Annotated in this window: 19 protein-coding genes and 1 tRNA gene; 13 read left to right on the top strand and 7 right to left on the bottom strand. The window is 43.9% G+C overall.

Annotation, left to right across the window (positions count from 1 at the left end; translation table 11 throughout):
- The first annotated feature begins 6 nt into the window (after nucleotides 1-6).
- A complete protein-coding gene (locus FHW88_RS11515; RefSeq protein ID WP_176625513.1) occupies nucleotides 7-1530 on the top strand; it encodes an acetylxylan esterase in 1524 nt (507 codons plus the stop codon).
- Nucleotides 1531-1557: 27 nt separating this feature from the next.
- On the opposite strand, the gene FHW88_RS11510 is transcribed toward FHW88_RS11515, so the two are convergent.
- A complete protein-coding gene (locus FHW88_RS11510) occupies nucleotides 1558-2304 on the bottom strand; it encodes an SDR family NAD(P)-dependent oxidoreductase (protein ID WP_176625512.1) in 747 nt (248 codons plus the stop codon).
- 12 nt (nucleotides 2305-2316) lie between these two features.
- Nucleotides 2317-3345 carry a LacI family DNA-binding transcriptional regulator gene (locus tag FHW88_RS11505; RefSeq protein WP_176625509.1) on the bottom strand — a complete coding sequence of 343 codons (1029 nt, stop codon included), beginning with the start codon at nucleotides 3343-3345 and terminating at the stop codon, nucleotides 2317-2319.
- Nucleotides 3346-3503: 158 nt separating this feature from the next.
- Here FHW88_RS11505 and uxuA point away from each other — a divergent pair, with 158 nt between their 5' ends.
- The 5 genes from uxuA to FHW88_RS11480 all read left to right on the top strand — a co-directional run bounded on the left by uxuA (nucleotide 3504) and on the right by FHW88_RS11480 (nucleotide 10758).
- Nucleotides 3504-4703, top strand: a complete 1200-nt coding sequence (uxuA, locus tag FHW88_RS11500; protein ID WP_176625507.1) for a mannonate dehydratase — start codon at nucleotides 3504-3506, stop codon at nucleotides 4701-4703.
- A gap of 220 nt (nucleotides 4704-4923) precedes the next feature.
- Nucleotides 4924-7104 (top strand): alpha-glucuronidase family glycosyl hydrolase, encoded by a 2181-nt coding sequence (locus FHW88_RS11495; protein WP_176625505.1) that lies wholly within the window; start codon nucleotides 4924-4926, stop codon nucleotides 7102-7104.
- 23 nt (nucleotides 7105-7127) lie between these two features.
- Nucleotides 7128-8240: a glycoside hydrolase family 43 protein gene (locus FHW88_RS11490; RefSeq protein WP_176625503.1), complete on the top strand. Its 1113-nt coding sequence runs from the start codon at nucleotides 7128-7130 to the stop codon at nucleotides 8238-8240.
- A gap of 10 nt (nucleotides 8241-8250) precedes the next feature.
- The gene (locus FHW88_RS11485; RefSeq protein WP_176625501.1) at nucleotides 8251-9087 is read left to right on the top strand and encodes an alpha/beta hydrolase; all 837 of its coding nucleotides are present in this window, start codon (nucleotides 8251-8253) and stop codon (nucleotides 9085-9087) included.
- Nucleotides 9088-9129: 42 nt separating this feature from the next.
- Nucleotides 9130-10758 carry a DUF5597 domain-containing protein gene (locus FHW88_RS11480; protein WP_176625499.1) on the top strand — a complete coding sequence of 543 codons (1629 nt, stop codon included), beginning with the start codon at nucleotides 9130-9132 and terminating at the stop codon, nucleotides 10756-10758.
- Between the two features lie 185 nt (nucleotides 10759-10943).
- Here FHW88_RS11480 and FHW88_RS11475 read toward each other — a convergent pair whose 3' ends face one another.
- Together FHW88_RS11475 and FHW88_RS11470 are read right to left on the bottom strand one after the other, a co-directional pair.
- Complete coding sequence (locus tag FHW88_RS11475) at nucleotides 10944-12128, bottom strand: alginate lyase family protein (protein WP_090530869.1); 1185 nt, start codon at nucleotides 12126-12128, stop codon at nucleotides 10944-10946.
- 429 nt (nucleotides 12129-12557) lie between these two features.
- Nucleotides 12558-13907, bottom strand: a complete 1350-nt coding sequence (locus FHW88_RS11470) for an alpha-L-fucosidase (RefSeq protein WP_090530866.1) — start codon at nucleotides 13905-13907, stop codon at nucleotides 12558-12560.
- Between the two features lie 116 nt (nucleotides 13908-14023).
- Here FHW88_RS11470 and FHW88_RS11465 point away from each other — a divergent pair, with 116 nt between their 5' ends.
- The 4 genes from FHW88_RS11465 to FHW88_RS11450 all read left to right on the top strand — a co-directional run bounded on the left by FHW88_RS11465 (nucleotide 14024) and on the right by FHW88_RS11450 (nucleotide 21811).
- Complete coding sequence (locus tag FHW88_RS11465) at nucleotides 14024-15205, top strand: ROK family protein (RefSeq protein WP_090530863.1); 1182 nt, start codon at nucleotides 14024-14026, stop codon at nucleotides 15203-15205.
- Between the two features lie 41 nt (nucleotides 15206-15246).
- Nucleotides 15247-18570, top strand: coding sequence for a SusC/RagA family TonB-linked outer membrane protein (locus tag FHW88_RS11460; RefSeq protein WP_176625497.1), 3324 nt, complete (start codon nucleotides 15247-15249; stop codon nucleotides 18568-18570).
- Between the two features lie 18 nt (nucleotides 18571-18588).
- Entirely contained in the window at nucleotides 18589-20211 is a 1623-nt protein-coding gene (locus tag FHW88_RS11455; RefSeq protein ID WP_176625495.1) for a SusD/RagB family nutrient-binding outer membrane lipoprotein, read from the top strand.
- Between the two features lie 220 nt (nucleotides 20212-20431).
- On the top strand, nucleotides 20432-21811 hold the full coding sequence (locus FHW88_RS11450; protein WP_176625493.1) for a serine hydrolase: 1380 nt from the start codon (nucleotides 20432-20434) through the stop codon (nucleotides 21809-21811).
- Between the two features lie 19 nt (nucleotides 21812-21830).
- Here FHW88_RS11450 and FHW88_RS11445 read toward each other — a convergent pair whose 3' ends face one another.
- From FHW88_RS11445 to FHW88_RS11435, 3 genes are all read right to left on the bottom strand, one after another.
- A complete protein-coding gene (locus FHW88_RS11445; protein WP_176625491.1) occupies nucleotides 21831-22445 on the bottom strand; it encodes a YdeI/OmpD-associated family protein in 615 nt (204 codons plus the stop codon).
- Between the two features lie 92 nt (nucleotides 22446-22537).
- Entirely contained in the window at nucleotides 22538-23338 is an 801-nt protein-coding gene (locus FHW88_RS11440) for a helix-turn-helix domain-containing protein (RefSeq protein WP_176625489.1), read from the bottom strand.
- 334 nt (nucleotides 23339-23672) lie between these two features.
- Nucleotides 23673-23760: transfer RNA gene (locus tag FHW88_RS11435), tRNA-Ser, on the bottom strand.
- A 260-nt stretch (nucleotides 23761-24020) separates the two neighbouring features.
- Here FHW88_RS11435 and FHW88_RS11430 point away from each other — a divergent pair.
- The 3 genes from FHW88_RS11430 to cdaA all read left to right on the top strand — a co-directional run bounded on the left by FHW88_RS11430 (nucleotide 24021) and on the right by cdaA (nucleotide 26436).
- Nucleotides 24021-24992, top strand: a complete 972-nt coding sequence (locus tag FHW88_RS11430; RefSeq protein ID WP_090530846.1) for a polyprenyl synthetase family protein — start codon at nucleotides 24021-24023, stop codon at nucleotides 24990-24992.
- Nucleotides 24993-25071: 79 nt separating this feature from the next.
- Nucleotides 25072-25542, top strand: coding sequence for a group II truncated hemoglobin (locus tag FHW88_RS11425; RefSeq protein ID WP_176625487.1), 471 nt, complete (start codon nucleotides 25072-25074; stop codon nucleotides 25540-25542).
- Nucleotides 25543-25644: 102 nt separating this feature from the next.
- Nucleotides 25645-26436, top strand: a complete 792-nt coding sequence (gene cdaA, locus FHW88_RS11420; RefSeq protein WP_090530839.1) for a diadenylate cyclase CdaA — start codon at nucleotides 25645-25647, stop codon at nucleotides 26434-26436.
- Nucleotides 26437-26512: the final 76 nt, after the last annotated feature.

The raw sequence follows: 26512 nt of genomic DNA, 5'->3' as shown, positions 1-26512 counted from the left end.
GGGGCGATGAAAAGTACTGCCTTCTTTTTCTTACTCACATGGGCCATTGCGGCGAAAGCGCAAACCCCGGCCCCGGTAAATTTCACTGCTGACCAGGACCATCAGTATATGATGAAGCAGTTAGGAATTAAAACCTTGCGTAATGGACCCAGCGGCGATGAATCGGCCCCTAATCATGCTAATTATGATGAAGCGCTGGCTAACCCCTACCCGGATTTGCCTGACGCCCTTACGCTAAAGAATGGTAAAAAGGTAACTACAGCTGAAATGTGGTGGAAACAGCGCCGCCCCGAAATTGTGGAGGATATGGAGCGTGAGGTTTATGGCCGCATCCCTGCTAATGTACCCAAGGTAACCTGGACGGTTAAAGTAACCGATAAAGAGCGGGTTGGCTTTTATCCGGTGATTGCCAAACAACTGATAGGCCATGTTGATAATACGGCTTATCCGCTTATCAACGTCAATATCGAAATGACCTTAGTGCTCCCCGCAAATGCCAAAGGACCGGTACCTGTACTGATGATGTTTGGTCGGAGCGCGCTACCGGCACCGGCGCAGCCCCCCGCTGCTGATGTGGAAAAAATCAACGCTGCATTGAAAGAACTTCTTTTAAAAGAACATCCCGAGTTTAAAAATATTTTTGAGCAATATCCTGCCTATAACCCCATTGCCGAACAATCTCCCTTTGGTCCCGGTGGTTTTCCAGTGATGAAAGGCGACCCACCGACTGCCACGCAACTAATTGCCAATGGATGGGGGTATGTACTTATAGATCCGTCGTCTATCCAGGCGGATAACGGGGAAGGTTTAACCAAAGGGATCATCGGTTTGGTGAACAATGGCCAGCCCCGTAAGCCGGAGGATTGGGGAGCTTTACGTGCTTGGTCGTGGGGAGCGGCACGCGCGTTGGATTACCTGGAAACAGAACCTGCGGTTGACGCCAAACATGTAGGTATTGAAGGTGTTTCCCGCTATGGAAAGGCAGCGCTGGTAACACTTGCTTTTGAACAAAGGTTTGCCATGGGGTTGATAGGTTCGTCGGGTGAGGGAGGGGCCAAGCTGCATCGCCGGAACTTTGGCGAAGCGGTTGAAAGCCTTACCGGCGGCGAATACTACTGGATGGCCGGTAACTTTATGAAATATGGCGCGTCGGATGCTGTGTTTGGTGCCAAAACCGCTAAAGATCTTCCGGTAGATGCACATGAGCTGATTGCCTTGTGTGCCCCGCGGTATACTTTTATAAGCTATGGTATCCCCGGGCAAGGAGACGCCAAATGGCTCGATCAGCAGGGGAGCTACATGGCAACTGTGGCTGCGGGTTCTGTATTTAAACTGCTTGGTGCAAATGACCTCGGCGTTTCAAACGATTATAAAACCGAAAAAATGCCGCCGGTTAATACTGGCTTGCTTGATGGCGAGCTCGCCTGGCGTCAGCATGATGGGGGGCATACCGATGCTCCAAACGTAAAATATTTTATCGCCTGGGCTAATAAGCTGATGCATTATGGTAAAGAAAGAAACGGGAAATGACATCTCCTTCACGTCATGCCGAATTTATTAAAATCCTATCGAATTTCCACCATCAACCTGTAAAACAACCCCGGTTACATATTTGGCGGCATCTGTCGCTAAATAATAAACGGCTTCGGCCACATCGGCAGGTTCACCTAATTTGCCCATTGGGGTACGGCCCATCACTTTTTGCTTGCGGGCAGGATCATTATCCAGCGCCTTTGCCGACATATCTGTAGCTATAAAGCCCGGAGCAACGCAGTTAACCCTGATGCCTTGCGGCGAAAGCTCGGTAGCCATCGCTTTTGTCATACCTTCGATGGCGGTTTTAGATGCGGTATAGGCAATAACATACGGTATGCCGTATTGTGCAGCCATCGAACTGATGTTAATTATGCTACCACTGCCAGCTTTCAACATGATTTTTACTACCTCGCGGCTTATCGCAAATACCGAAGTAAGATTGGTTTGGATCACTCTGGCGAACTCTTCATCGGTTACCTCGGCGAAAGCTTTTTTATGGTTAATGCCGGCATTATTAACCAAAATATCAGGTGCGCCAAATTCAGCTTCAATTTCTGCTATCAGTTGCGGTATACCGGTGGTATCACTCAGATCATATTGCCTGTAACTGCAAAGATCGCCAAGCTGTGTTACTGCCGCAATAAGTTTTGCCTCGTCGCGGCCTATGATAATGGTTTTGATGCCTTGCTCTGTGAATTTTTTGGTGGTAGCAAGGCCAAGGCCCGAGGCACCGCCGGTTACGATAGCAAGTTTGGTCTTTGAGTTCATGGATTTTTTAAGTTATTTTCTTCTGGAGGATTCACGTATTATCAATTCCGATCTGAGGATGAGGCTATGCGTTTGTTGCAGATCCTGCCTGTTTGCCAAATGATTGATAAGCATATTGGCGGCAACCTCACCCATTTCATAGCCTTTATAATTTACTGTAGTGAGATTGGGCTCAATCACACAGGCCGCCGGGTCATTATTGAAGCCCGCAACTGCTATCTGTTCGGGAATTTTGATGCCTGCCTTTTTCAGTACTTGTATACAGCTAACGGCACTGACATCATTAACTGTAAATATGCCATCGGGCAGCGGATCCATTTGTAAAATGGTTTCTGCCGCTACCGCAGCTTCTTTAGCGCTCAGGTCGTTGATGATCACCAATTGCCCATCAAAATCAATTTGGTGTTCTTCAAGAGCTTTTTTATACCCGCGCAGGCGTTCGGCGTAAACATTGCGCAATTGATTCCCGGTAATATGTATTATCCGTTTGCAGCCCTGTTCAAGCAGGTGCTTAGTTACCTCATAAGCGGCTTTGAAGTTATCGATATAGATTTGCGGATACTGCTCGTGCTCAAAAATCCTGTCGAAGAAAAGCACCGGGATATTGCGTTTGATAAAAGGTTCAAAATGCTCAATGCCGGTGGTATCATAAGCTAATGAAACCAACAGGCCGTCAACCCGGTTATTCAACATGGCCCTGGCGTTGCTGATCTCTTTCTTCATCGTTTCTAACGACTGGCTGATGATGAGGTTGTAGTTATTGTCGTTCACCACTTTTTCGATGCCTGCAATAACGTCCGACATGAAACTGCTGTTGAGCCGCGGCACAATAACGCCGATGATGTTGCTGTTTTTACGGCGTAAATTGCTGGCGAACGAATTGGAGCGGTAACCCATTTCTTCGGCTGCCTTGATAATCTTCTTTTTGGTATTTTTATTAACCCGCGGGTGATCTTTGAGCGCACGGCTAACCGTAGCTGCCGAAACCTTTAATTTTTCGGCAATGTCATATATGGTTATCTCTTTTCCGCTGTCCGGCATATAGTTAATCTAAAATATATAAACGATGTTGCATGTTCGGTAATAACCGCAGCCAGATTGTTCAGGGATAAAAGTATAAAATTATTACACATTATTTAAAATTTATGCAATCGATTGCATAAATTTATCGCGTTGATAGCAATTCGTTTTTAAATAATATGGTACCAGATTTAAAACAAACTTTCAGGTGGTTTGGCCCCGGCGACCCGGTAATTTTAAGTGCAATAAAACAAACGGGAGCAAGCGGGATAGTTACCGCGCTTCATCATATACCTTGCGGGGATGTTTGGAACAGTGAAGCAATCAGGCAGCGGAAAGCGGTAATTGAAAGTGCGGGCTTTAACTGGGCGGTTGTAGAGAGTGTGAATATTCATGAAAGTATCAAAATTGGTAGTGCGGAACGTGACCAGTATATTGATAATTATATTCAAACACTGCAAAATTTAGCGCAGGAGGAAATCTTTACGGTGTGTTACAACTTTATGCCCGTATTGGACTGGACCCGCACGCATCTTGATTATCGGTTAGCAAACGGTGCTTCTGCATTGCTTTACAACGCTTCGGCTTTAGCAGCCTTTGACTTGTATATTTTAGAACGGGAGAATGCCTTTAACGAATTTACCACCGAACAACAGACAGCCGCAAAGCATTACCTCGATGGGCTGAGTGACGAAGACAGAACGCTGTTAACCAATACAATATTGGCCGGCTTACCTGGTACAGACGAGGTTTTTACCATTGCGGAGTTTAAAGAACACCTTAACAAATACAGTGAGGTAAACGCGCAAGCATTAAAGGAAAATCTGTTTTATTTTTTACGGGCGATAATTCCATATGCCGAAAAACTGGGTATCAAAATGTGTATCCATCCTGATGATCCCCCGTTTCCTATCCTGGGACTACCCCGAGTAGCATCGTCCTTAAATGATCTTACTGATATTGTAAATAGTTATCCTTCCATTGCCAATGGTATCACGCTTTGTACCGGGTCGTTAGGTGCATCGGGCAAAAATGATCTTCCTGAAATTATAAATCGCCTGGGTGATAAGATCCACTTTTTACACCTGCGCAACGTGGCCCGGCAGTCGGATGGCAGTTTTTATGAAGCCGATCATTTAACAGGCAGCGTTGATATGTATGCCGTGATGAAAGCCATTATCAATGAACAGATAGCCCGTAAAAATGCAGGCCGGAGCGATATAGCTATCCCCATGCGGCCTGATCACGGGCATAAACTACTTGATGACTTTAATTATGATACCTATCCCGGCTATTCGGTAACTGGCAGGTTAAAGAGCCTGGCCGAGTTACGCGGATTGGAGATGGGGATTAAACGCATACTGTACGATGAACAATAGCTGCAATAAATAAGGTAGCTTAAATAAGGATCAATAATTAAATTCCTATTGCTAAAAGCCATAAAAGTTTTTACCTTGCAATCGATTGCATAAAGTTAAAACTTTATAAACCATACTAAACGAAGCGGGATTTACCCGTTTCATTCATGAATTTTTCAACAGATCAATTATGTGTTTTTATAAACGCCTACAGGTTTATAAAACTGGAATTAATAACGCCATGGCCAAATATCCATTAAAGAACGTGTGTTTACTGGTGCTGCTTTTCATGGCGGCGATAAATAAAGTTTATGCAGATAATGGCTATAAATTATGGCTTGAATATAATAAGGTGAGCAATAAGCAACTGGCAAACATTTACAGGCAACAGTTGCAAAACATGATCTTCCCGGCACAGTCTGGCCAGCTTAAAGCTGCAAGGACCGAGCTCTTAACTGGCCTTGATGGAATGCTGGCCCTAAAGCCACGAGATACTAAAAGCATAACCAATGGGCAAACTATTATAATAGGTACGCCGCGATCACTAAAGGCTCTTTCGATAACTGCCCCCGATAGCATCGGCAGCGAAGGGTATCTTATCAAAACTGCCCTTGTCAATCAAAAGAAATGTATCATCATAACGGCCAATACCGATGCAGGGGTTATGTACGGTGTTTTTAATTTTTTAAAGCTGATCCAAACCAATCAATCTATTAATAAACTGGATCTTTCAGACCACCCAAGGATGATGTACCGGGTACTGGATCATTGGGATAACCTGAACCGTACAGTGGAGCGGGGCTATGCGGGCTCATCCATCTGGAACTGGCACAAGCTGCCAGGTGTGGTTGACCAGCGTTATATTGATTATGCAAGGGCTAATGCCTCGGTCGGGATCAATGGCTCGGTTGTCAATAATGTAAATGCCGATGCACTGATCCTTTCGCCCCAATATTTGTTAAAGGTGCAGGCTTTGGCCAATGTATTCAGAACATATGGTATCAGGATTTACCTGTCGGTAAAATTCAGCAGCCCGGTTGAGCTGGGAGGCTTAAAAACTGCTGATCCGCTTGATCCCGCGGTAAAAAAATGGTGGGCCGATAAGGCTGATGAAATCTATAGTTACATCCCCGATTTTGGAGGCTTTTTGGTGAAGGCTAATTCGGAGGGACAACCCGGTCCGCAAAGCTATGGCCGTACCCATGCCGATGGAGCAAATATGCTGGCCGATGTTTTAGCTCCTCATCATGGCATAGTGATGTGGCGTGCCTTTGTTTATGATAATAAGGTACCCGACGATAGGTTCAAACAGGCCTATAATGAATTTAAACCTTTTGATGGAAAGTTTAGGGATAATGTAATCATCCAGGTAAAAAATGGTCCGATAGATTTTCAGCCAAGGGAGCCATTTCACCCATTGTTTGGTGCTATGCCCAATACCCCACTGATGATGGAGTTCCAGTTAACACAGGAATATCTCGGTTTTTCAACGCACCTGGTTTATGAAGCGCCTTTGTTTGCCGAATGCCTGCAATCAGATACTTATACACGAGGCAAAGGTTCAACGGTTGCACGGGTAATTAAAGGTGATTTCAATAAAAAACTGATAACCGGCATGGCGGGCGTAGCCAACATCGGCACTGATTTAAACTGGTGCGGGCATCCCTTTGCACAGGCCAACTGGTATGCATTCGGCCGCATGGCCTGGAACCCTGATCAATCCCCGGCGCTAATTGCAGGCGACTGGCTCAAGATGACTTTTACTAATGACGAAAGCTTTGTATCGCAGGTAAAAAACTTCATGCTGCAATCGAGGGAAAACACAGTTAATTATATGACCCCGCTCGGGCTGCACCATATTATGGGGGTGTCAACGCACTATGGCCCTGGTCCCTGGGTAGATAATGCCGGTCGTTCTGATTGGAATGCCACTTATTACCATAAAGCCGATTCGGCTGGGATAGGCTTTGACCGTACAGGCACGGGTAGCGATGCACTCTCGCAATATGCACCTGAAGTTAAAACACACTGGGGAAACTTGCAAACCTGCCCTAACGAATACCTGCTGTGGTTTCACCATTTAAGCTGGACCTATAAAATGCGCTCGGGCAGATCATTGTGGGATGAGCTCGTTCATCATTACTATGTAGGGTCTGATTTTGTTAAGCAAATGGGGCTTACCTGGGATAAAATGCAGGGCAGGATAGATGCCGAACGCTTTACAGAGGTAAAACAATTAATGCAGGTTCAGTTAAATGAGGCTACAACCTGGCGCGATGCCTGTGTTTTATATTTCCAAACATTTTCAAAAATGCCTGTCCCGGCTATCTACCCTAAGCCGCAGCACCCGCTGGACTATTATAAAAAAATGAAGTTTTATTATGTGCCGGGCATAGGAGGCAATAACTACATGACCAATTAATCACTACCATAAACCAAACGTCAATGAACAAGCAATTTACCACAGCAAAATTAGTCCCCGCACTTTTTGCATCCTTATGCATTTTGAGTGCATGTGACTCATCAACAAAAAAGACAGCTAATGCAGGCGATAGTACAAAAACAGATACCGGCAAAAAAGTAAAATATCTTTCCGAGCCGCTCATCAGTTCCATTTACACAGCGGACCCATCGGCCCATGTATTTAACGGCAAAATTTATATCTATCCCTCGCATGATATCGATGCGGGCATCCCCGAAAATGATAACGGCGACCATTTTGCCATGAAAGATTATCACATCCTGTCGATGGATAGTATTGGCGGCAAGGTTACAGATAATGGTGTGGCACTTGATATCAAGGATATCCCCTGGGCTGGTCGGCAGCTGTGGGCGCCTGATGCAGCTTTTAAAAACGGTACTTATTACCTGTATTTTCCGGTAAAGGATAAAAAAGATGTATTCCATATTGGTGTGGCGACTGCTGCAAGCCCGGTTGGCCCGTTCAAAGCCGAACCTGAACCAATAGCAGGAAGTTACAGTATTGACCCTGCCGTTTTTACGGATACCGATGGTAAAACCTACATGTATTTCGGTGGGATCTGGGGTGGTCAGCTTCAACGCTGGATATCCGGTAAATACGAGGCAGACGGCTCAAAAACCGATTCAAAACAGGAAGATGCCCCGGCGATAAGCTGTAAAGTAGCCCTGTTAAAACCCGACATGAAAACTTTTGATGGTGCAGTAAAAGACGGGGTTATTTTAGATAGCCTGGGCAAGCCGCTGTTGACCAAAGATCACGACCGTCGCTTTTTTGAAGGTTCATGGATGCATAAATACAATGGTAAATATTACTTCACTTATTCAACCGGCGATACGCATTTGCTTTGCTATGCGATAGGTGATAGTCCGTTTGGGCCATTTACTTATAAGGGCATATTTATGAAACCGGTGGAAGGCTGGACAACGCATCACTCCATTATCGAGATAAAAGGTAAATGGTATATATTTTATCATGATACCCAACTATCGGGCAAAACACACCTGCGCAACGTGAAGGTAACCGAACTACAGCATAATGCTGATGGATCTATTAAACTGATCGATCCGTTTTTGTAATCTCATCGATATGAAAATCCTTAAAGCTTTAACCCTGTTACTGCTATTGCTTGATTTGTTGGGGACGCATGGTTTTGCGCAGCAGGTTAAGCCGGTTACTATCCCCAACTCCGAACACCGGCAAATGCACTCCGAACTGGCCGGTAATGATTATGATATTTATATTCATTACCCGGCAGGCTATGATACCGCCAAACAAAAATTTCCGGTATTGTATGTGGTTGATGGTGATAACGACTTTTCACCGTCGCTGGAGTATTTGGGACTATTGATGGCCGAATATCATATTCCTGAACCTATATTGGTGGCCATTGGCGATGGCGGCCTGATTGGTACGCCCGGCAACAAACGTAACCGTGATTTCACACCGGTTGCATTTCCCAATGTGGCCGAAAGCGGTGGTGCGCCGGCATTCCTTGCTTTTATTGAGAAGGAATTGATCCCAGCGATAGATGCCGGTTTAAAGGCAGACCCTACAAACCGTACGCTTTATGGATATTCAATGGGGGGCTTATTTGCTACTTACACCTTGTTTGAAAAGCCCACGCTGTTTAAAAATATCCTGATAGGCAGTCCTGCATTGGGTTATGGTAACGGAGCTGTATTTGAAACTGAAAAGCAATATGCAGCCAAACATAAAAGCCTGCCCGTAAATGTATTTATGGAAGTGGGCGGATTGGAAACTCCGGGACAGGTTGTGCCTAACAAACAATTGGTGGCGTTATTGGAAAGCCGTCATTATGAAAATCTTGTTTTTAAGCATATCATTATTGATGATGTTACTCATTTATCGGGTAAACCTGTTACCATGCTCAAGGCTTTGGCATGGGCGTATGCACGTAAGTAACAGATAAGATTGTTTTTTATATCTGCGTATTCAAAAAGAGTTATGAAGGCTCGCATATTGATATTTGTTTTGTGCTGTTTGGTAGCCTTTAAACCTAAGGCACAAAATACCGTAAAAGCAATACCACATTTACAATATTATGGCGGTAATGCTGAATTATTGGTAGATGGAGCGCCGTATTTAATGACAGGCGGTGAACTTGGAAACTCGAGCGCCTCAAGCGCGGCCCACATGACCCCAATTTGGCCCAAACTGCAAAAAATGCACCTTAACACAGTGATAGCGCCGGTTTATTGGGAACTATTGGAGCCACAAGAGGGCAAGTTTAATTTTACACTGGTTGATGATTTGATTAAAAGTGCCCGGCAGTACCACATGAAACTGGTGCTGCTTTGGTTTGGCACCTGGAAAAACAGCATGAGCTGTTATGCGCCAGGTTGGGTTAAAACCAATGAAAACCGTTTTCCGCGCGTTGCCAACAGTGTGGGTGGTGCTGAAGAGATCATTACGCCGTTCTCCAAAGATGCTTTGCAGGCAGATATTAAAGCTTTTAGTGTGTTAATGCGGCATATTAAGCAAACCGATAATAAGCTTCGCACTGTGCTGATGGTGCAGGTTGAAAACGAGATAGGCATGCTGCCGGATGCCCGCGATCATTCGAAACTGGCCGATGAAGCTTTTAACCGGCCAGTCCCGACAAAGCTAATCTCCTGGTTAAATTCGCACAAAGACAAGCTTGTACCCGAAATGCAAAAAATATGGCAGGATGGAGGAAGTAAAACTTCAGGTAACTGGGAATCGGTTTTTGGCAAAAGCCCGGCTACCGACGAGCTGTTTATGGCCTGGTACTTTGCCGGATACGCTGACGCTGTAGCTAAAGCAGGTAAGGCCGTTTACCCGCTGCCGATGTATGTGAACGCAGCCCTTAACGCTCCGGGTAAAAAGCCGGGACAGTACCCTTCTGCAGGCCCCTTGCCGCATTTGATTGACGTATGGAAAGCAGCAGCACCGGATATTGACTTGCTGTCGCCCGATTTTTATAACCCTAACTTTAAGTACTGGAATGACCGTTATACCCGGCCTGATAATGCCCTGTTTATCCCCGAGCATCGTTTTGAGGATGGAATGGATGCCAAAGCTTTTTATGCCATTGGCCATTACAAAGCGCTGGGCTTTTCTCCTTTTTATATCGAAACCGATAACATAACGGCAGGAGAGCCACTTTCCCAATCGTATAATATCATTCATCAGTTATCAGGTGAGATTAGTAAGGCTAAACGCAAGGGAACTATGGATGGTGTATTGTTAAGTAAGGATGCGGATACCATACGGCTGCAAATGGGCGATTACATGCTCACGGTTTCGCATGATTTAGCCCTGGGCTGGTCGCCCAAAGCAAAGGATGCAAACTGGCCGTTAACCGGAGGTATTATAACAGCTTTGGCTAATGATGAGTTTTATGTAGCCGGCACAGGTTTGGTCATCAGTTTTAAGCCGGTAAAAGATGGACTACGTGCAGGTATTTTACAGGTAGACGAAGGGATATTTGTTAACGGAAAGTGGCAGCCGGGACGCCGTTTAAATGGCGATGAAGATCACCAGGGAAGGCACTTAAGGATCCCGTTGGGCGAATATGGGATCCAGCGGATTAAGCTTTATAATTATAAGTGATCCATACAAAAACAGACCGGGTTAATTTCGGCATGTTGGGAATAATTTCAGTTATATATTTTGCGGATGCTCCTCACCGTTAATGCAGAAGTCAATCTGTATAAAGCAAAAAAAGCCGCTCCGTTAAATGAGGTCAGTCATAAACGGAGCGGCCGGGATAAAATTTTTATTAAGCGAATGCTTTATTAAAATGTGGTTGGCACATTGTTATGGGTGTAGTTTGTCCAGCATAGGAAACCGATATCTCCATTAGGCAGGCCGTTACTGTCGCATACATAATTGCTGGCGATGTAACTGGTTTCGGTAGTGCCGTAATGACGATTAGCCACTTCAATTCCCGGCCAGATGGGGTTGTTTACATTACCGTTAGGTGAGCATGGCGGCGATACTGTCCCGTGCATCAGCTTGTATTGGTAATTAAACCCGGTTAACAGCCGACTGCTGCTGGCCGAGTAAATAGACAAATCCCCCTGGATGCCTGCTATGTTTGCGGCATAGCTCAATCCGGTAAGTGAGTACTGATAATGCACATAATCATTGTGCGATCCGCAGATCTCGCCGTTCATCGAGCCATCTGAGGCAATTACATTGGGTAATACAGTTTTTACAGCGGTAATGCCGTTTTGGTATACAGTTTGGCTATCTTCAAACACGCCGATAGCCATTTTTGCATATCCGGCAGATACGTTCCAGTTGTTGTTAAAGTTGGGCACGTTATTGATGTAGTTATCTTTCATGTTGTTCAGAAAGTTTACAAACTGGGTATTTTCCGCTGTAGTCCAGCCGCCGCCAACGCCACTGGCCGGGATATAATATTTGATGATTTCGGCTGCTGCTGCAAAGGTAGGCGCTGCCCATGAAGCTTCAAGCGAAGCCTGGTTAGGCTGTGAGCCGGTTACACTGAAGTTTTGAAAGCTATTGGCCCAGCCATCAAGTATTTGTTTTACGGTAGTTGCATATGAAGCGTTACCGGTTTTAGCCCAGCGTAGTGCCAGGGCATAGCTTAACAAGGCATCGCCTTTAAAAGCAATTTCATCGGGCGTGGTAACGCCGCCGGCAACCTGTACAGTGGCTTTGTAGGCGCCGCTGGGGCTGTGGTTGTTGCAATAGTTGAGTACAAACTGGTAAGCCGCAAGCCGGTTCGCATCATTTGAATTGGCTTGCTGCCCCACATAATCAAGCGTTTGCTGCGTGTTGAGAATGCCGGGATGGATAAAGCCGGTAGCCTGGGTTTTTAATGCCGGTGAGGTAGCATCGTTGCTTGCCGCCGCCGGCGAGACTTGTTTTTTAGTGCAATAAGTAAAAAATAACGCCACAAAAAAGGCCAGGCCCAGCAGGGTTGCAAAGGTAGTTTTTGGTTTGCTGTTCATAAATTGGTTTTTAATTTACAATTGGTTTCACCGGCATAACTTATAAAACAAAAAGCTTAAGGTTACGAGGCGTGTTATTGCCTTGCATTAGGTTTTACCGTTGTTTTAAGAAGGTGCCGGATAATTGGTTTGATGAAACAAAATTATTGTAAAGTATTGATTAAAAGCAAGATGTGATGATGTCGATACGCTTTGTCCGCAATGGCACTTCGCGATTGGGGGAGTTGTTTTAATGGAAAAAAAAATTTAATTTTTTTTTCCTGATACGGTTTATCCGCATAATGAACGGTGGGTTGGGGCCCGATTGAGAGTAGATTAAAAACAAAAGCCTGCAATTGATTACAGGCTTTTGATAAATTGATATCAGGATCAGTAAAGAACTGGCGTACGAATATTTAAGCTTTAGGCTTTCTGCCTTTCGCTTTCCTGTTACTCATTGGTGAGAAATCCTCCTTTGCCATGATAAAGGTCAAGCTTGCCGTTAAGCTCAATTTTTATTACCGACATGTATTTATCCTGCTGGCTTTCGGGAATTGGGATGTACAATAAGCCCGGTACCGCACTCCATGAAATTTTGCCGACGATTTTATACGTTAGCGGCGTATCGCTCCCAAGAACCGTTATTTTTTTGATGTTGTTTTTTAAGCCTTTCACCAATACCGGCGCACTTGTTTTAGCCGGAACAAACAAGTATACAGTGGTCGAATCTTTTGACAGGGTACTTGCACCATAGTAATGCCCTTGTGGCATGCCTGCTATGGTATTAAAAACACCTTCGCCGTTTTTCTTGTTCCATGCACCCAGTTCTTTAAGCATGTTCACTTCCTGCGGAGGGATACTGCCATCGCCCTTAGGGCCAATATCCAGTAGTAAATTTCCACCGTAGCTTACGGCATCAGTAAAAATGCTGATGATCTCATAAGGGGTTTTAAAATTCGTGTCCTGTGGCTGATAGCCCCAGTTATCGTTAATGGTCATACAAAGTTCCCACCATTTGTAATTAGGCCTTGATACCGGGAAGTTTTGCTCAGGGGTATCATAATCGCCAAAACCCTGCAAGCGTCCGTTTATGATCGCGTTGGGATTGTAGCTTAACAGTTTTTGTCGCACTGCTGGTGCGTTCCATTCTTGGGCACTATGTTCCCAATCGCCATCAAACCACCAGAGGTCGGGGTTATATTGTTTGGCCAGTTCATCCAGCTGTCCGTTCATAAAGGTTAAATATTTTGCCCATTTCACCGGCTGCGCATTAACCTGGTACCTGCTGCTATCTTTCAAAAAACCCGGATAATCGGCGTGGCTCCAATCTATCAGCGAAAAGTAAGCTCCTGCTTTTACACCACGCGCACGCAAGGCATCGTACAACGGTTTTAACAGGTCTTTTTTGGCGGGAGTCTTTTTTACTACATTCAGCGGACCGTATTTGCTGTTCCATAAAGCTACACCATCATGATGTTTGGTGGTCATTACTGCGTAGCGCGCACCGCTTTCTTTAATCAGTTCCGCCAGCTCATCTGGATGATATTGATTTGCCGTAAAGCCTTTTAGCTGGTTCATATAATCAGGATAGCTGATCTTTTTGTTATGAAAACTCCAGCTTTCATCTATCCCTTTTACAGAATAAATGCCGTAATGAATAAATATGCCCAGCTTACCATCGGCGAACCATTGCATTTTTTCTTTGATCTCATCAGGATTTACACGGTGTTGCGCCTGCGCGTAACCACTGTATAACATGGTAAAAAATACCATAAAAAGGCGTGATAGATTTCTTCTCATTTTCAAAAGTAACTATTGCTTTTATAAATCTATTAGATACTTTTTAAAAAAAATAAAAAGTTTTCTTTCTTTATTAAATTAATTTATTTAAATATGCAGATATAAACCCCTGCCGCATGTTTCTTAAGCATATTGACCTCATCAAAGGGCTGTATTACAGTAAAACAGCTTCTCTTAACGACCTGAGTATTTATACTGGCCGAAGCATTCCTTATGTGACCAAAGGGATAGCCGATTTGATGAAGTTGGATATTGTAAAGGAAGTAGGTATAAGGGCGTCAAGCGGGGGCAGAAAGCCCGCAACTTATTCATTGATAGCTGATACCGGCTTTATTATTTCGGTAGCTATGAACCAGTTTTTGACAAGAATTGTAATTGTCAATATGAATAATGAGTTTGTGGGAGAGGTGCAGGAGTTTGAATTAAAACTGGGCGATAACAAGGATGCTATCCATTCATTGATAGCCTGTATCAAAGCTGTAGTTGTTAATTCAGGATTGCCACAAGATAAATTTTTGGCTATAGGGATTACCATGCCTGGGTTTATTGACGCGTTTTTGGGTAATAACCTGAGCTTTCTTAAAGCTCCGGAAGAAACATTGGTAACCTACATTGCCAAACAAGCCGGACTACCTGTGTTTATTGAAAACGATTCGACGGCCATAGCCCTGGCCGAGCAAAAATTTGGGCTCCCTATTGCCCGTAATAATTCCATGATCATTAACCTGGGCTGGGGCGTTGGTTTGGGGATGATCATCAATAAAGAGATATTTAAAGGGCACAGTGGTTTTGCGGGAGAGTTTAGCCATTTGCCGCTTCATAAAAACGGAAAACTATGCTCATGCGGGAAGCAGGGCTGCCTGGAAACAGAAGCTTCTTTGCTGGCTATTGAAGCTAAAGCTGCTGAAGGCCTGAAACACGGGCAGGTTAGCAGCCTCCTAAAATACGATACCGTATCGGCAGATAATATCATTGACGAAGCACTTAAAGGTGATGCCTTTGCAATAAAAATTATTGCCGAGGCAGCTTATTTTATTGGTCAGGGCCTGGCGATATTGCTGCATTTAATGAATCCCGAGAGCATCATTTTAAGCGGGAAGGGGAGCGTTATCGGCAAATTATGGCTCAGCCCCATTCAGCAGGCCATGAACGAGCATTGCATTCCCCACTTAACCACCTACACCCAATTGGCGGTTTCAAACCTGGGCAATAACGCGCAACTGTTAGGAGGCGTAACCACGGTGGTTGAAAATCTGTATAAACTTAATCCGCAGGCCAATATTTCTGAGCCTACATAAAGATATTCAAGGTCTTTTTTTAACTCAATTAATCAATTTTCATGCAACAATTTTATCTAAACTTGAAAAGGTGGGTGGTCCTGCTACTGCCCCTTTTTATCTCGGCAAATTTATTTGCCCAAACCAATGTTACGGGAGTGGTGCGCGATGACGCCGGGCCTTTACCGGGTGTTACCGTGTTAGTTGTAGGTACAACAACCGGTGTACAAACCAACATAAACGGCGCATACAGCATTAAAGTGGCCAAAGGTGCAGTGCTTAAATTTTCATCTGTAGGCTATACAGCAAAAGAAGTTACCGTTGGCGACAACGCCGTGATCAACGTAACACTGGCTGCAGGTAAAGGCGAATTAAATGAAGTGGTAGTTACCTCATTCGGTATCAAACGCCAGGAAAAATCCCTGGGTTATGCTACTACCACCATTACAGCGAAGCAGTTAACTGAGGCCGGTAATACTAACTTTGCTTCGGCATTGTACGGTAAAGCTCCTGGTGTTAAAATCACTACTGCCCCGGGTGGTTCAAGCAGTGCTGTAAACGTGCAGATCCGCGGTATCAATTCACTTAACTACAACACCCAACCTCTATACGTTGTAGATGGTGTTATTATCCGTAACAACAGCGAGGCTGGCGCAGACGGTGCAAATAACGGTGGATACTGGTCTGATCAGCGGATCAGGGGTAATGGGATCCTGGATATCAACCCACAGGATATCGAAACCCTTACCGTATTAAAAGGCGCGAGTGCTACAGCTACTTACGGTTCTGATGGTATGAGCGGCGCTATCGTTATCACCACCAAAAAAGGTTCAAAATCAAGAGGCCTTGGTGTCGATTTCAACTATGTAGGTACTGCCGAGCAGGTAGCCTTTACACCAAAATTTCAAAACGTTTACGGTCCTGGTTATGACAGGGCTACCAATCTTGCAGGTGGTTTTACTGAAGATGGTTGGTTAGCTGATCCTAATTCGCCAAGCGGTTACAGGCCGCGTTTTAGCTCATACGCGCAATTCGGCCCTAAAATGGAAGGTCAGAAGATCAGGTGGTGGGACGGCGAGATCAGGGATTACAGCCCTCAGCCTAATAACTACAAAGATTTGTTTCAAACAGGTTATAGCTCAAACGCCAACATCGCTATATCAAACCAAACAGATAATGTTAACTACCGTTTGTCGGCAACTCGTTTGGATTATACAGGTATTCAGCGCGGTCAAAAACAACAAAAAAACTCATTTAACTTAAATACCACTGTTAAGTTAGGTAATAAAATTAGCACAGATATCGTCGCGAGTTACGTTAACACTTTAACCCACAACCGTCCGTACCAGCTTGGCCGTGTTTTAGCCAACTTTGGCGGCTTCTTAAATCGTTCAGAAAAAGCAGATGTGCTGCTGGATAACTATCAAACATCAGCGGGTTATAAATACGTAACGCTTGGTAACGCTGTCAGAAACCCGGCTGAGGCTTTTAAATATAACATGAGCGGTGCGGATATCATGGACTTTTTTTGGACACAGTTAAAGAACAGCGAAGATGAAACTGAAAACCGTTTAATCACCAGTGCTACTTTAAATTGGGATGTGCTTAAAAATTTGAAGTTCAGAGGGCGTATTGGCAGTGATTACACAGGTCGCAATACCGAATCGATGCAGTATAACGAATATCCTGTAGCTTTCAACTCGCCTGCAAGCACCGGCTATTATGGTGTTTCCAAAGCTCAATATTCTGGTACTTACGGCGACTTATTATTAACTTATTCGCCTAAACTTACCAAAGACCTGAGTATGTCTGTTAGCGGTGGCTATACCTCACGTAGTGAAACCTTTCGTGATCAGTCATCTGGTACCAATGGCGGTTTGGTAACTGAAAACTTCTTTTCTTTATCAAACTCGTACGGTACGCAAACAACAACGGCAACCCGTGGTTTCATGAAAACTCAGGCTTTTTTTGGTATCTTAAACTTAAATTATAAAAATTATTTGTTTTTGGAGGGTACCGCACGTAACGAGTCGGCTTCAGCGCTTCCTACAAAAAACAACACCTATTTTTATCCTTCGGTTAATGCGGGTTTCGTATTTACAGATGCGTTTCAAATGCCTGAATTTATCAGCTATGGAAAGTTAAGGGCATCATACGGTGTGGTTGGTAACAAACCACCAAGGTATGTTCCTAACGTGTTGTACAACCAATCGCCATTGTCAATATCAACACCAACATCAACAGCTACCGTTACACAGCTTACCTATGACGCCACTTATGGTAACCTGGAGTTAAAACCCGAGATGAAATATGAGCAGGAATATGGTTTGGAGGCCCGTTTCCTGAAAGATCGTGTTGGTTTCGATTTAACTTATTATACTAACCAGGTTAAAGATGTAATTATGGGGTTGAATATCGCCCCATCGAATGGCGCGGGAAACATCATAGCCAATGCCGCTACTTTACATAGCAACGGTTTGGAGGTTGCCTTAAACGGTAAGCCAATAGTTGGTAAATTTAACTGGGATGTACGTTTAAACTTTGCTGTTAACCACTCAAAGGTAAACAACCTGGCCCCCGGTTTTGAAAAGCTTACATTCTACAACGGCGATCAATCTGCCTTAATGGTGGTAGCTCAACCAAACCAGCCTATCGGTAATATATTGGTTTATCCTATAGCCACAGATGCTAATGGTAATAAGATTGTGAATGGCGATGGTTTATACACCATTGACAAATCAAGATTTATCAACGTAGGTAATATCCAGCCTAAAATTGTAGGTGGTATTGCCAATACTTTCAATTACAAAGGATTCTCTCTTGATGTATTGGTTGATTACCGTTGGGGCGGTAAAATGGTATCAAATCCATTAAAATATGGTGCTGCTGCTGGTATGTACGAAAGTACTTTACAATATCGTGATGCAGCCCATGGCGGTTTGGCTTATTACATTGATGGCAGTGGCAATAAACATTTAGGCACTGCGCCAAGCGGCAGTAAAACCTATAATGATGGTGTTATACTGCCCGGCGTAAATGAAAACGGACAAAAAAACACCACTATTGTTGATGCCGCTTCTTATTACCTGAATACCTATGACTGGGGCGAAAACTCTGTAAACGAAAACGCAGTATTCAAAAATAACTACGTGAAATTGCGTGAAGTTGTATTGGGATACAGGTTGCCTGCAAGCGTAAGCAAAGCGTTGCACCTGAATAATTTAAGGTTCTCTTTAGTAGGAAGAAACTTATTGTATGTATACCGTACACTTAAAAACCTCGACCCGGAGGCTCCAATTGGCGACAAATGGTACAGGCAAGGTATTGACGAAGGTTCATCACCTGCTACAAGAAGCTTTGGATTCTCATTAAACGCGAACTTTTAATAGCACAAGTCATTAATTATGAAAAAGAATTTTAAACATATAGGATACGCGTTTTTGCTTGCTTTATCATTGGGAAGCTGCAAAAAAAGCATCGACGAAAAATTTAATAACCCGGAAAAAACAGCAGTTGTAACTGTTCCATACATGTTTACCGGTATGTTAAACAATACCAGGGTAAGAGCTGAATACTGGCAGTACAGAACGTTTGTATTAACCGCTACAAGTTATTTTGCACAAACCTCGTATTTACCAAATACCAACACTGTTTATCAGCCTAATGATGGTTATATGGGTAACCGCTGGGAGGATTTTTATCATCCAAACGGTTCGGCCAATGGTGTAATGGCGTTGTATCGCACAATGGAAGTTACGTATAACCAAATGTCGGCTACAGATAAGGCAACTAATGATGTGATTATGAATGCTGCCCGGGTAACTTTATATGATCAGGCATCACAAATGGTTGATTGCTGGGGCGATATTCCGTTTAGCGAAGCTGGCAGCCTTGAAACAAGCGCAACGGTTAAAAACCCTAAGTTTGATGATCAGATAGCGCTTTACAAAAGCTTCATCGCTGGTTTGGATGCTGCTTCAACCTATTTTAAAACAGCTACATTATCAGATCAGGCCACTAAGGCGTTTACACAACAGGATATTTTGTTAGGTGGTAGTGTTGATAAATGGAGGAGGTATGCTAACTCTATCCGTTTGCGATTACTAATGCGTATGTCTTTTTATGACGAAGCCGGATCAAAAGCTGAAGTAGCTAAAATGCTGGCTGACCCAACTTCATATCCATTGATTGACGGCGGTAATGCTGCTAATTACAATCCTGCTTCTACAGATGTGTTACTTACTCCATTAACTACTTACACAGGATCATTACAAGACGCTCTTACCCAGGGGAATAGCAATGGTGCGCCTGATTATATGTTAAACACTGTAATGTTGCCGGCTAATGACCCCAGGATACCTGTAATATTTGATAAGGGTGTAGATATGACAGATCCGAATAATCCGAAACCGAACAAAGATTATAGGGCACAGGTAGTAACAATGCCAGGTGAGGAAGGTTCAAGAACTTTTACTCAGTATTCAGTTGTTAACCCAACCACTTTTTTAACCAATAATAAACTTCCAGGTATCGTGATGACTGCGCCTGAAGTTAACTTCCTGAAAGCTGAAGCTTTTGAGCGTTGGGGAGGCGGTGATGCTAAAAAGGCATACGAAACCGCGGTAAGCCAATCTGTTTATTTCTATTTTTATCTGAATAGTTTAGGTACCGGTGTTAAGCCAACATTGAGCGCAGCAGATGTACAAGCATTTCTTCTGAATAACACCACAACGGTTGCGGGCGGACCAACTGTGCTGTATACGGGTTCACAAACAGAGAAGCTGGCAAAAATATGGATACAGAAATGGGTGCATTTTGGCTTTATGCAAGGTACCCAGGCCTGGAGCGAGTACAGGCGCACAAAATACCCTAAACTTACGTTTCCAAGTACCGGTAAATTGGCCAATTACACTACGCCGCCAACCCGCTTGGTATATCCAAGTGTCGAAACTGGCTTTAACAGTCATTATAATGATGTAAAAGCAAAAGATACACGTACAACAAAGATCTTCTGGGATGTAAAGTGAGATACCAGATAATAGTTGATTGAGGAGCTGCCCACGCTTGTGGGCGGCTTTTTTGTGCTTGTATCTCACCGCCTGATGCGAGGGTATACCTTGCAGTTAGTTATCTCTTTAATCGCAAAATATTTATGACTTAAAACTCAACACATGTTGATATAAACTTATCCGGAAAGTTGAGTGAAACGGTAACGTTTTGAAAAATGAAACGTCTTTAATCCACCATATGAAGAGATTAATTATCCTGCTCCTTATCGGCACGAACGCTGTTTTAAGCGAAGCCCAGTCTTTAACACAACGTATAGATTCTGTAATGCAACTGGCCTATCAGCGAGGCATTTATAACGGCAACATCCTGGTTGCAAAGGGCGGCAATATCATTTACCGCCATTCATTGGGTTTTGCCAACGGCAACAAAACTACCCCGCTGCATGATTCCCTGCGATTTGATATCGGTTCGGTTAGCAAAGAGTTTAACGGTGCGGGTATCATGATACTAAAAGAAAAAGGCAAGCTTTCGCTGGATGATCCCTTGTCCCTCTATTTTCCCGAATTTCCGAGCTGGGCCAGGCAGGTAAAGATCAGGCATCTTATTAATTATACCAGCGGCATTCCGCTGCCGCAGTCAACAGTAGGCGATACAGATTCGGCCTTATATAACTATCTCCGGTCTGTAAAAGAACTTGCGCTTGCTTCGGGCACCGGTTACATCTACAATCACGCCAATGTTTACCTGCAAATGCGCATTATTGAAAAGGTTAGCAAAAATAGCTATGCCCAATTCCTGGCAAAAAACATTTTTGAACCGGCAGGTATGAGCCATACAGTGGTAGATTATCCTGTAGGTTCGCCGGGGATGGCGCAGGCTTTTGACAACAACAGACAGAATACACCTTACGGCCAGGTAATGAGCGGTTGGGTGCGTCTGCCTATAGACGATTTGTACAAATGGACACAAGCGCTGGAGCATTACAGGATTTTGTCAGAGAAATCTTTAGCCGAACTGGCAGTTAATTTTCCGGGCGGAGAAAGCAGTCTGGGTTCAACCGGTTTTGAGAATGGCAAACTCATCTGGCATCAGCATCAGGGCTCCAACAGCAACTATGAGGCTACTATTTACAGCTGGCTGCCCGATAGCATCACCATTGTGATGATGACAAATAACCAGCAGATGAAAGTGCTCCCACTTAAAACCGCACTGATGAATGTTCTGCAAAACAAACCGGTAATCGTGCCTAAGAAATCTTTTTACCTGGAGATCAGGGAGAAGATGCTGACCAGCGCCGACAGCGGTTTAGCTTACTATCATGAACTGAAAGCATATCATCAGGACAAATATGATTTTAGCTTCGAGATAGGCGATCTCATTAGCACCGGAAAATATGTGGGCCGCCGTGCGCACTATGATGATGCCATCCGCATCTACCGCCTGGCAGCCGAATTACCGGCAAGGGCAGGAGATAAATCTTATGCATACGAACTTATCGGGCAAGCTTTTCAAAGCAAGAATGATAAAGAACAGGCTTTGCTTAACTATAAAAAAGCACTGGAAATCGATCCTGAAAATAAGAACGCAGCAGGGATGATTGAGGCGCTCAGGCCTTGAGGAGCAATCGCTTAAATGTCTATTTTTGGTGTTTCCAAAACCTGCCTTTTCCTTCAGCAATCCATTCTAACGCTTCATTGATTCTTTTTTGCCGTGTTTCGTCGGTTTTTGCATCGGTAATCCAAACAATATACTCCTTGCGGAAAGAGTTAGATTTACTTTCAAAAATCTCTTTTGCTTCGGGCTTAGATGCTAACGCGGCAAGCAGGTAATCGGGTGTTTCCAAAACCCTGGGTTTATCAGATTCCGGCTTCTCTCTCTTTATTTTAATACCTTTTTGGTTTATCTGTATGGCTTCTTTAAGCATAGCTATAAGTTCATCATCAGGCGGCAGATCCGATAGCTTTGTTATCTTACCCAAAAATCTTTGGACCGGCTTTAAGTCTTTATTCGCCTTTAGGCGCGGATCAGTCATCAGTTCCGCCTTCAGGAATGTGAAAGAGCAATGATTTTTATAGGAAGCCGCTACACACATATTGTCACCATTGTAATCAAAATGAGGCAAGCTCCATTTTATTGTTTCTTTAACACCCGGGCAATTTTCATGAATAAGCCTTCGTAAATGCTCAAGGATCGGTTTTGCAAAATCTTCTGAGTTAGCTATGTAAACATCCACAGCCGAATTATGGTCCATAAAGTTAAATTTTTAATGTTAACGATTGCGAGAACAAAAAAACTAAAACTGATGCAGACGATTTAGTCGAAAACTTGGATAAACTGGTCAATTTAATTCCTGCGTCGTTTCCGGAATTCTGAAGCCGACACACCTACCTGCTTTTTGAAGAATTTGCCAAAATTAGTTGGGTCTGAAAAGTTGAGTTGATAGGCAATTTCAGCGACCGAAAAGTCGGTGTATTGAATAAGCGATCTGGCTTCGCCGGCCAGGCGTTCGGCAATAAAAGTAAGCGCATTTTTGCCAGAAACATACTTTACAGATCGGGAGAGATGGTTAGCGGTGACAGAGAGCAGATCTGCGTATTCCTGCACGGTGCGCTTATGGATGTAGTGGTTATCAATCAACTGAATAAATTTACGTAACAATACTTGCTGCGCTGTAGCCCGGGGAATATCCTTTTTGTTTTCTAACGCAAAGTCTTCCAGGTAATAGAGCAGGCCAAGTAACTTTATCTTTGCTTCAATATGTTGTTCCCTGGCCGATCTTTCATAAGAAGTAAATACAGCTTCAAAATGTGGTGCGAGGTGGTCAAATACGGCGTGGTCAAACTTGAACAGGTTAGTATGCAGCGGGTCGAATAAAGAGAACTGTTGATGGAAGTCAGGTTTGAAGAATGAGAAACACTCCTGCGTAAAATAGATTATATACCCCTTCAAGGCATTGTTATGAGCAAAACTATATACAAGGTTGGGAGAATGAAAAACGAGATAGGAATCCGGGTTATGAACCGTCTGATCGCCATAGTTAACCTCAACCTTGCCGGAATTGGATAGCAGCGCGAAAAAGTAAAATGAACGTTTAAAAGGCGGGCGGTATACCTGCAGATCCTGATCGAGAGGTTTTAGCCTCAAACAGTAAAAGTCTGGATCGGTTGTTCGTGCGGGCCATGGAATAGAAGCCAGAAAATCGTTGATTTCTGTGTAATAAGAAAGGGCATTTTATTTTCGCCATAACATGCACTACAATAAGCGCTGCTCCTAAAGTAGGAAAAGAAAATGTTTTTCATTTACCGGTGTAACATAAAGCTCACTGACTGCAACCGCTAATATTAAATGATTTTCACGTCTATATGTGCTGTTGTCAACGTGTTTTGAAATGGGCGAAGAGATTTAGAACATATCCGGATTTTTTGTCGAGGTTATAAAACACCAAAGCCCAGCTATTGCCGGGCCTTAATTGGTTAAGCGGAGAGGGAGGGATTCGAACCCTCGATACCCTTTTGGAGTATACACACTTTCCAGGCGTGCTCTTTCGACCACTCAGACACCTCTCCGTGTAAATGCGGATTGCAAAGGTAAAATATTTGCCCTTACTATCAATAAAAAAGCGAAGCCCGTTTTAACCGGCTTCGCTTTCACAAAAACTTAACTCTACTTATAAAAATTGCACTCGCACAAGTTTGACAGCTATGGCGTGCTTTGGTTTAATTTGAGTAAAAAATATTAGGCTGCAATGCAGATACATAATTTTAGCTTATGTTTGCTCCGCACTGTCACATGGCGGTGGTTAACATAAAATACTGTTTTGGTTGCAATGCTGAGCATCAACGACATTAAAAAACCTATTGCTGCTGATATTGATGCGTTTGAGGAGAAATTCAGGAACTCAATGAAAAGTTCCGTTCCGCTGCTTGACCGCATCACACATTACATTGTAAAGCGTAAAGGCAAGCAGATCCGCCCAATGTTCGTGTTCTTTTCGGCCAGCATTTGCGGGGGCATCAATGAGGCAACGCACCGCGGGGCGGCATTGGTTGAGCTGTTGCATACGGCATCACTTGTGCATGACGATGTGGTTGATAACTCCTACCAACGCCGCGGCTTTTTCTCTATCAATGCTTTATGGAAAAATAAGATAGCTGTTTTGGTGGGTGATTACCTGCTTTCAAAAGGCTTGCTGCTTTCTATCGATAACAACGACTTCCAATTATTGCGCATCGTATCTGACGCGGTTAAGCAAATGAGTGAGGGTGAATTGATGCAAATTGAAAAGGTACGCCGTATGGATATTGGCGAGCCTGTTTATTACGAGGTGATCAGGCAGAAAACCGCTTCGCTTATTGCATCCTGCTGCGCCTGCGGTGCTGCGTCGGCAGGGGCCAGTGACGAGGTGATTGAAAAAATGCGCCTCTTTGGCGAGAAAATAGGCATCGCGTTCCAGATCAAGGATGATATGTTTGATTTTGGCACTGATGATGTGGGTAAGCCGTTAGGTATCGATATCAAAGAAAAAAAAGTTACCCTGCCGCTTATTTACGCCCTGGCCAATTGCAGCAGTTCAGAAAAAAAGAGGGTGATCAACCTGGTGAAGAACCATAATGAAGATCCTAAAAAGATTGCTGAGATCATCAAATTTGTGAAGGATACCGGTGGCCTACAATACGCCGAAACCCAGATGAAAAAGTACCAGGAGGAGGCTTTCGAAATCCTGAACACTTTTCCCGACAGTGATTCGCACCGCGGGCTGGAGCAACTGGTTAGGTTTACTACCGAACGGGACAAATAATCAATTTTATTGCTGCGTATAAATAACTGGTTTTTTAAAGATGCACTCCCTATCTTTATCACAACCGGTTTTTACACTTATGACAGCTACAATCCCTACATTGTTTGAATGGGCGGGTGGTACACCTGCTTTTGAACTACTTTTCAATGAATTTTATGATAAGGTTTTGGCCGATGAGCTGCTGGAACCTGTATTTAAGCATATGTCGCCCCAGCACCGGATTCATGTGGCGCATTTTGTAAGTGAAGTTTTTGGCGGCCCAAAAACCTATAGCGAAACTGAAGGCAGCCATTATGCCATGATTAATAAACATTTGCAAAAGCATTTAACCGAAGCGCACCGCAAGCGCTGGATTGAACTGTTGCTGCAAACTGCCGATGAACTGTCACTGCCCGATGATCCAGAATTTCGCTCAGCTTTTATGGCTTACCTTGAGTGGGGTACGCGGATAGCAGTGCTGAACTCCCAAACAGATAATACTACAGAAAGCCCGGATACGCCTATGCCGAAATGGGACTGGGGCGTGCCGGGCGGACCATACATCCCCTGAAATAATAACACAGGTATGTAAAATGACCGGTGTTCAAAGGCAGCACATCATAATTACTGCTCTTCCGGCGTTTATGTTCGGGTAAACTTATTAACTTCGTAAATGCAGTCCATACAATCCCTCTTCCCTAAAATAGGTTTCTTTTCTATTCTTGATGTATTGCTGGTGGCTTTGATCATTTACCAGTTGTATAACCTTATCAGGGGAACCATTGCAGCTAATATCTTTATTGGGTTTGCAGTGATCTTTGCCCTCAATTTTGTGGTGAAGGCTTTGGATATGAAGCTGCTTACCATTATCCTGGGCAAATTTGTTGATGTGGGGATCATTGCCATTATCGTGGTTTTTCAACAGGAAGTAAGGCGATTTTTATTATTGGTAGGTAAAAATGCTTCACTCCAACGCAATAAAGCCTGGTGGCAATATTTCTTCGGAAAATCGGAAGTTGAGAAAAATAATTACGCCAGGATCAAGCCAATAATTGATGCCTGCAAAAGCCTGAAGCAAACCCGCACGGGGGCGCTCATTGTTTTCGCCAAGTATTATGACGAACAGTTTTATCAAAACAGTTGCGAGGTGGTGGAGGCCAAAATTTCAAAGCGATTGTTGGAAAGTATTTTTCAGAAAACCAGTCCGCTGCATGATGGTGCGGTGGTGATTTCGGAGAATAAGATTAAATCGGCAAGTTGTATTTTGCCGCTTACCGAAAAAACTGATCTGCCGGCGCAGTTCGGCCTGCGCCACAGGGCAGGTATTGGTGTTACAGAGGCAAATGAGGCCACGGCGATCATTGTATCTGAAGAAACCGGTGAGATCTCGTATGCCAAACAAGGCCGGATTAAAATGAATATCAGCTTCGCAGAGCTGGAAAAAGTTTTAAATAAGGATTTTTAATCGGATAAAAATAAGACAGGATGCGCCTTTAACTGGCGCAAGTATTGTGTGGTTGCAAGAGCGGGGCGTACTTGTG

The sequence above is a fragment of the Mucilaginibacter sp. SG538B genome (assembly GCF_013376065.1).
GTDB lineage: Bacteria > Bacteroidota > Bacteroidia > Sphingobacteriales > Sphingobacteriaceae > Mucilaginibacter > Mucilaginibacter rubeus.
Note: the sequence above shows the minus strand (reverse complement) of the source record. Positions and strands in the feature narration are given on the sequence as shown.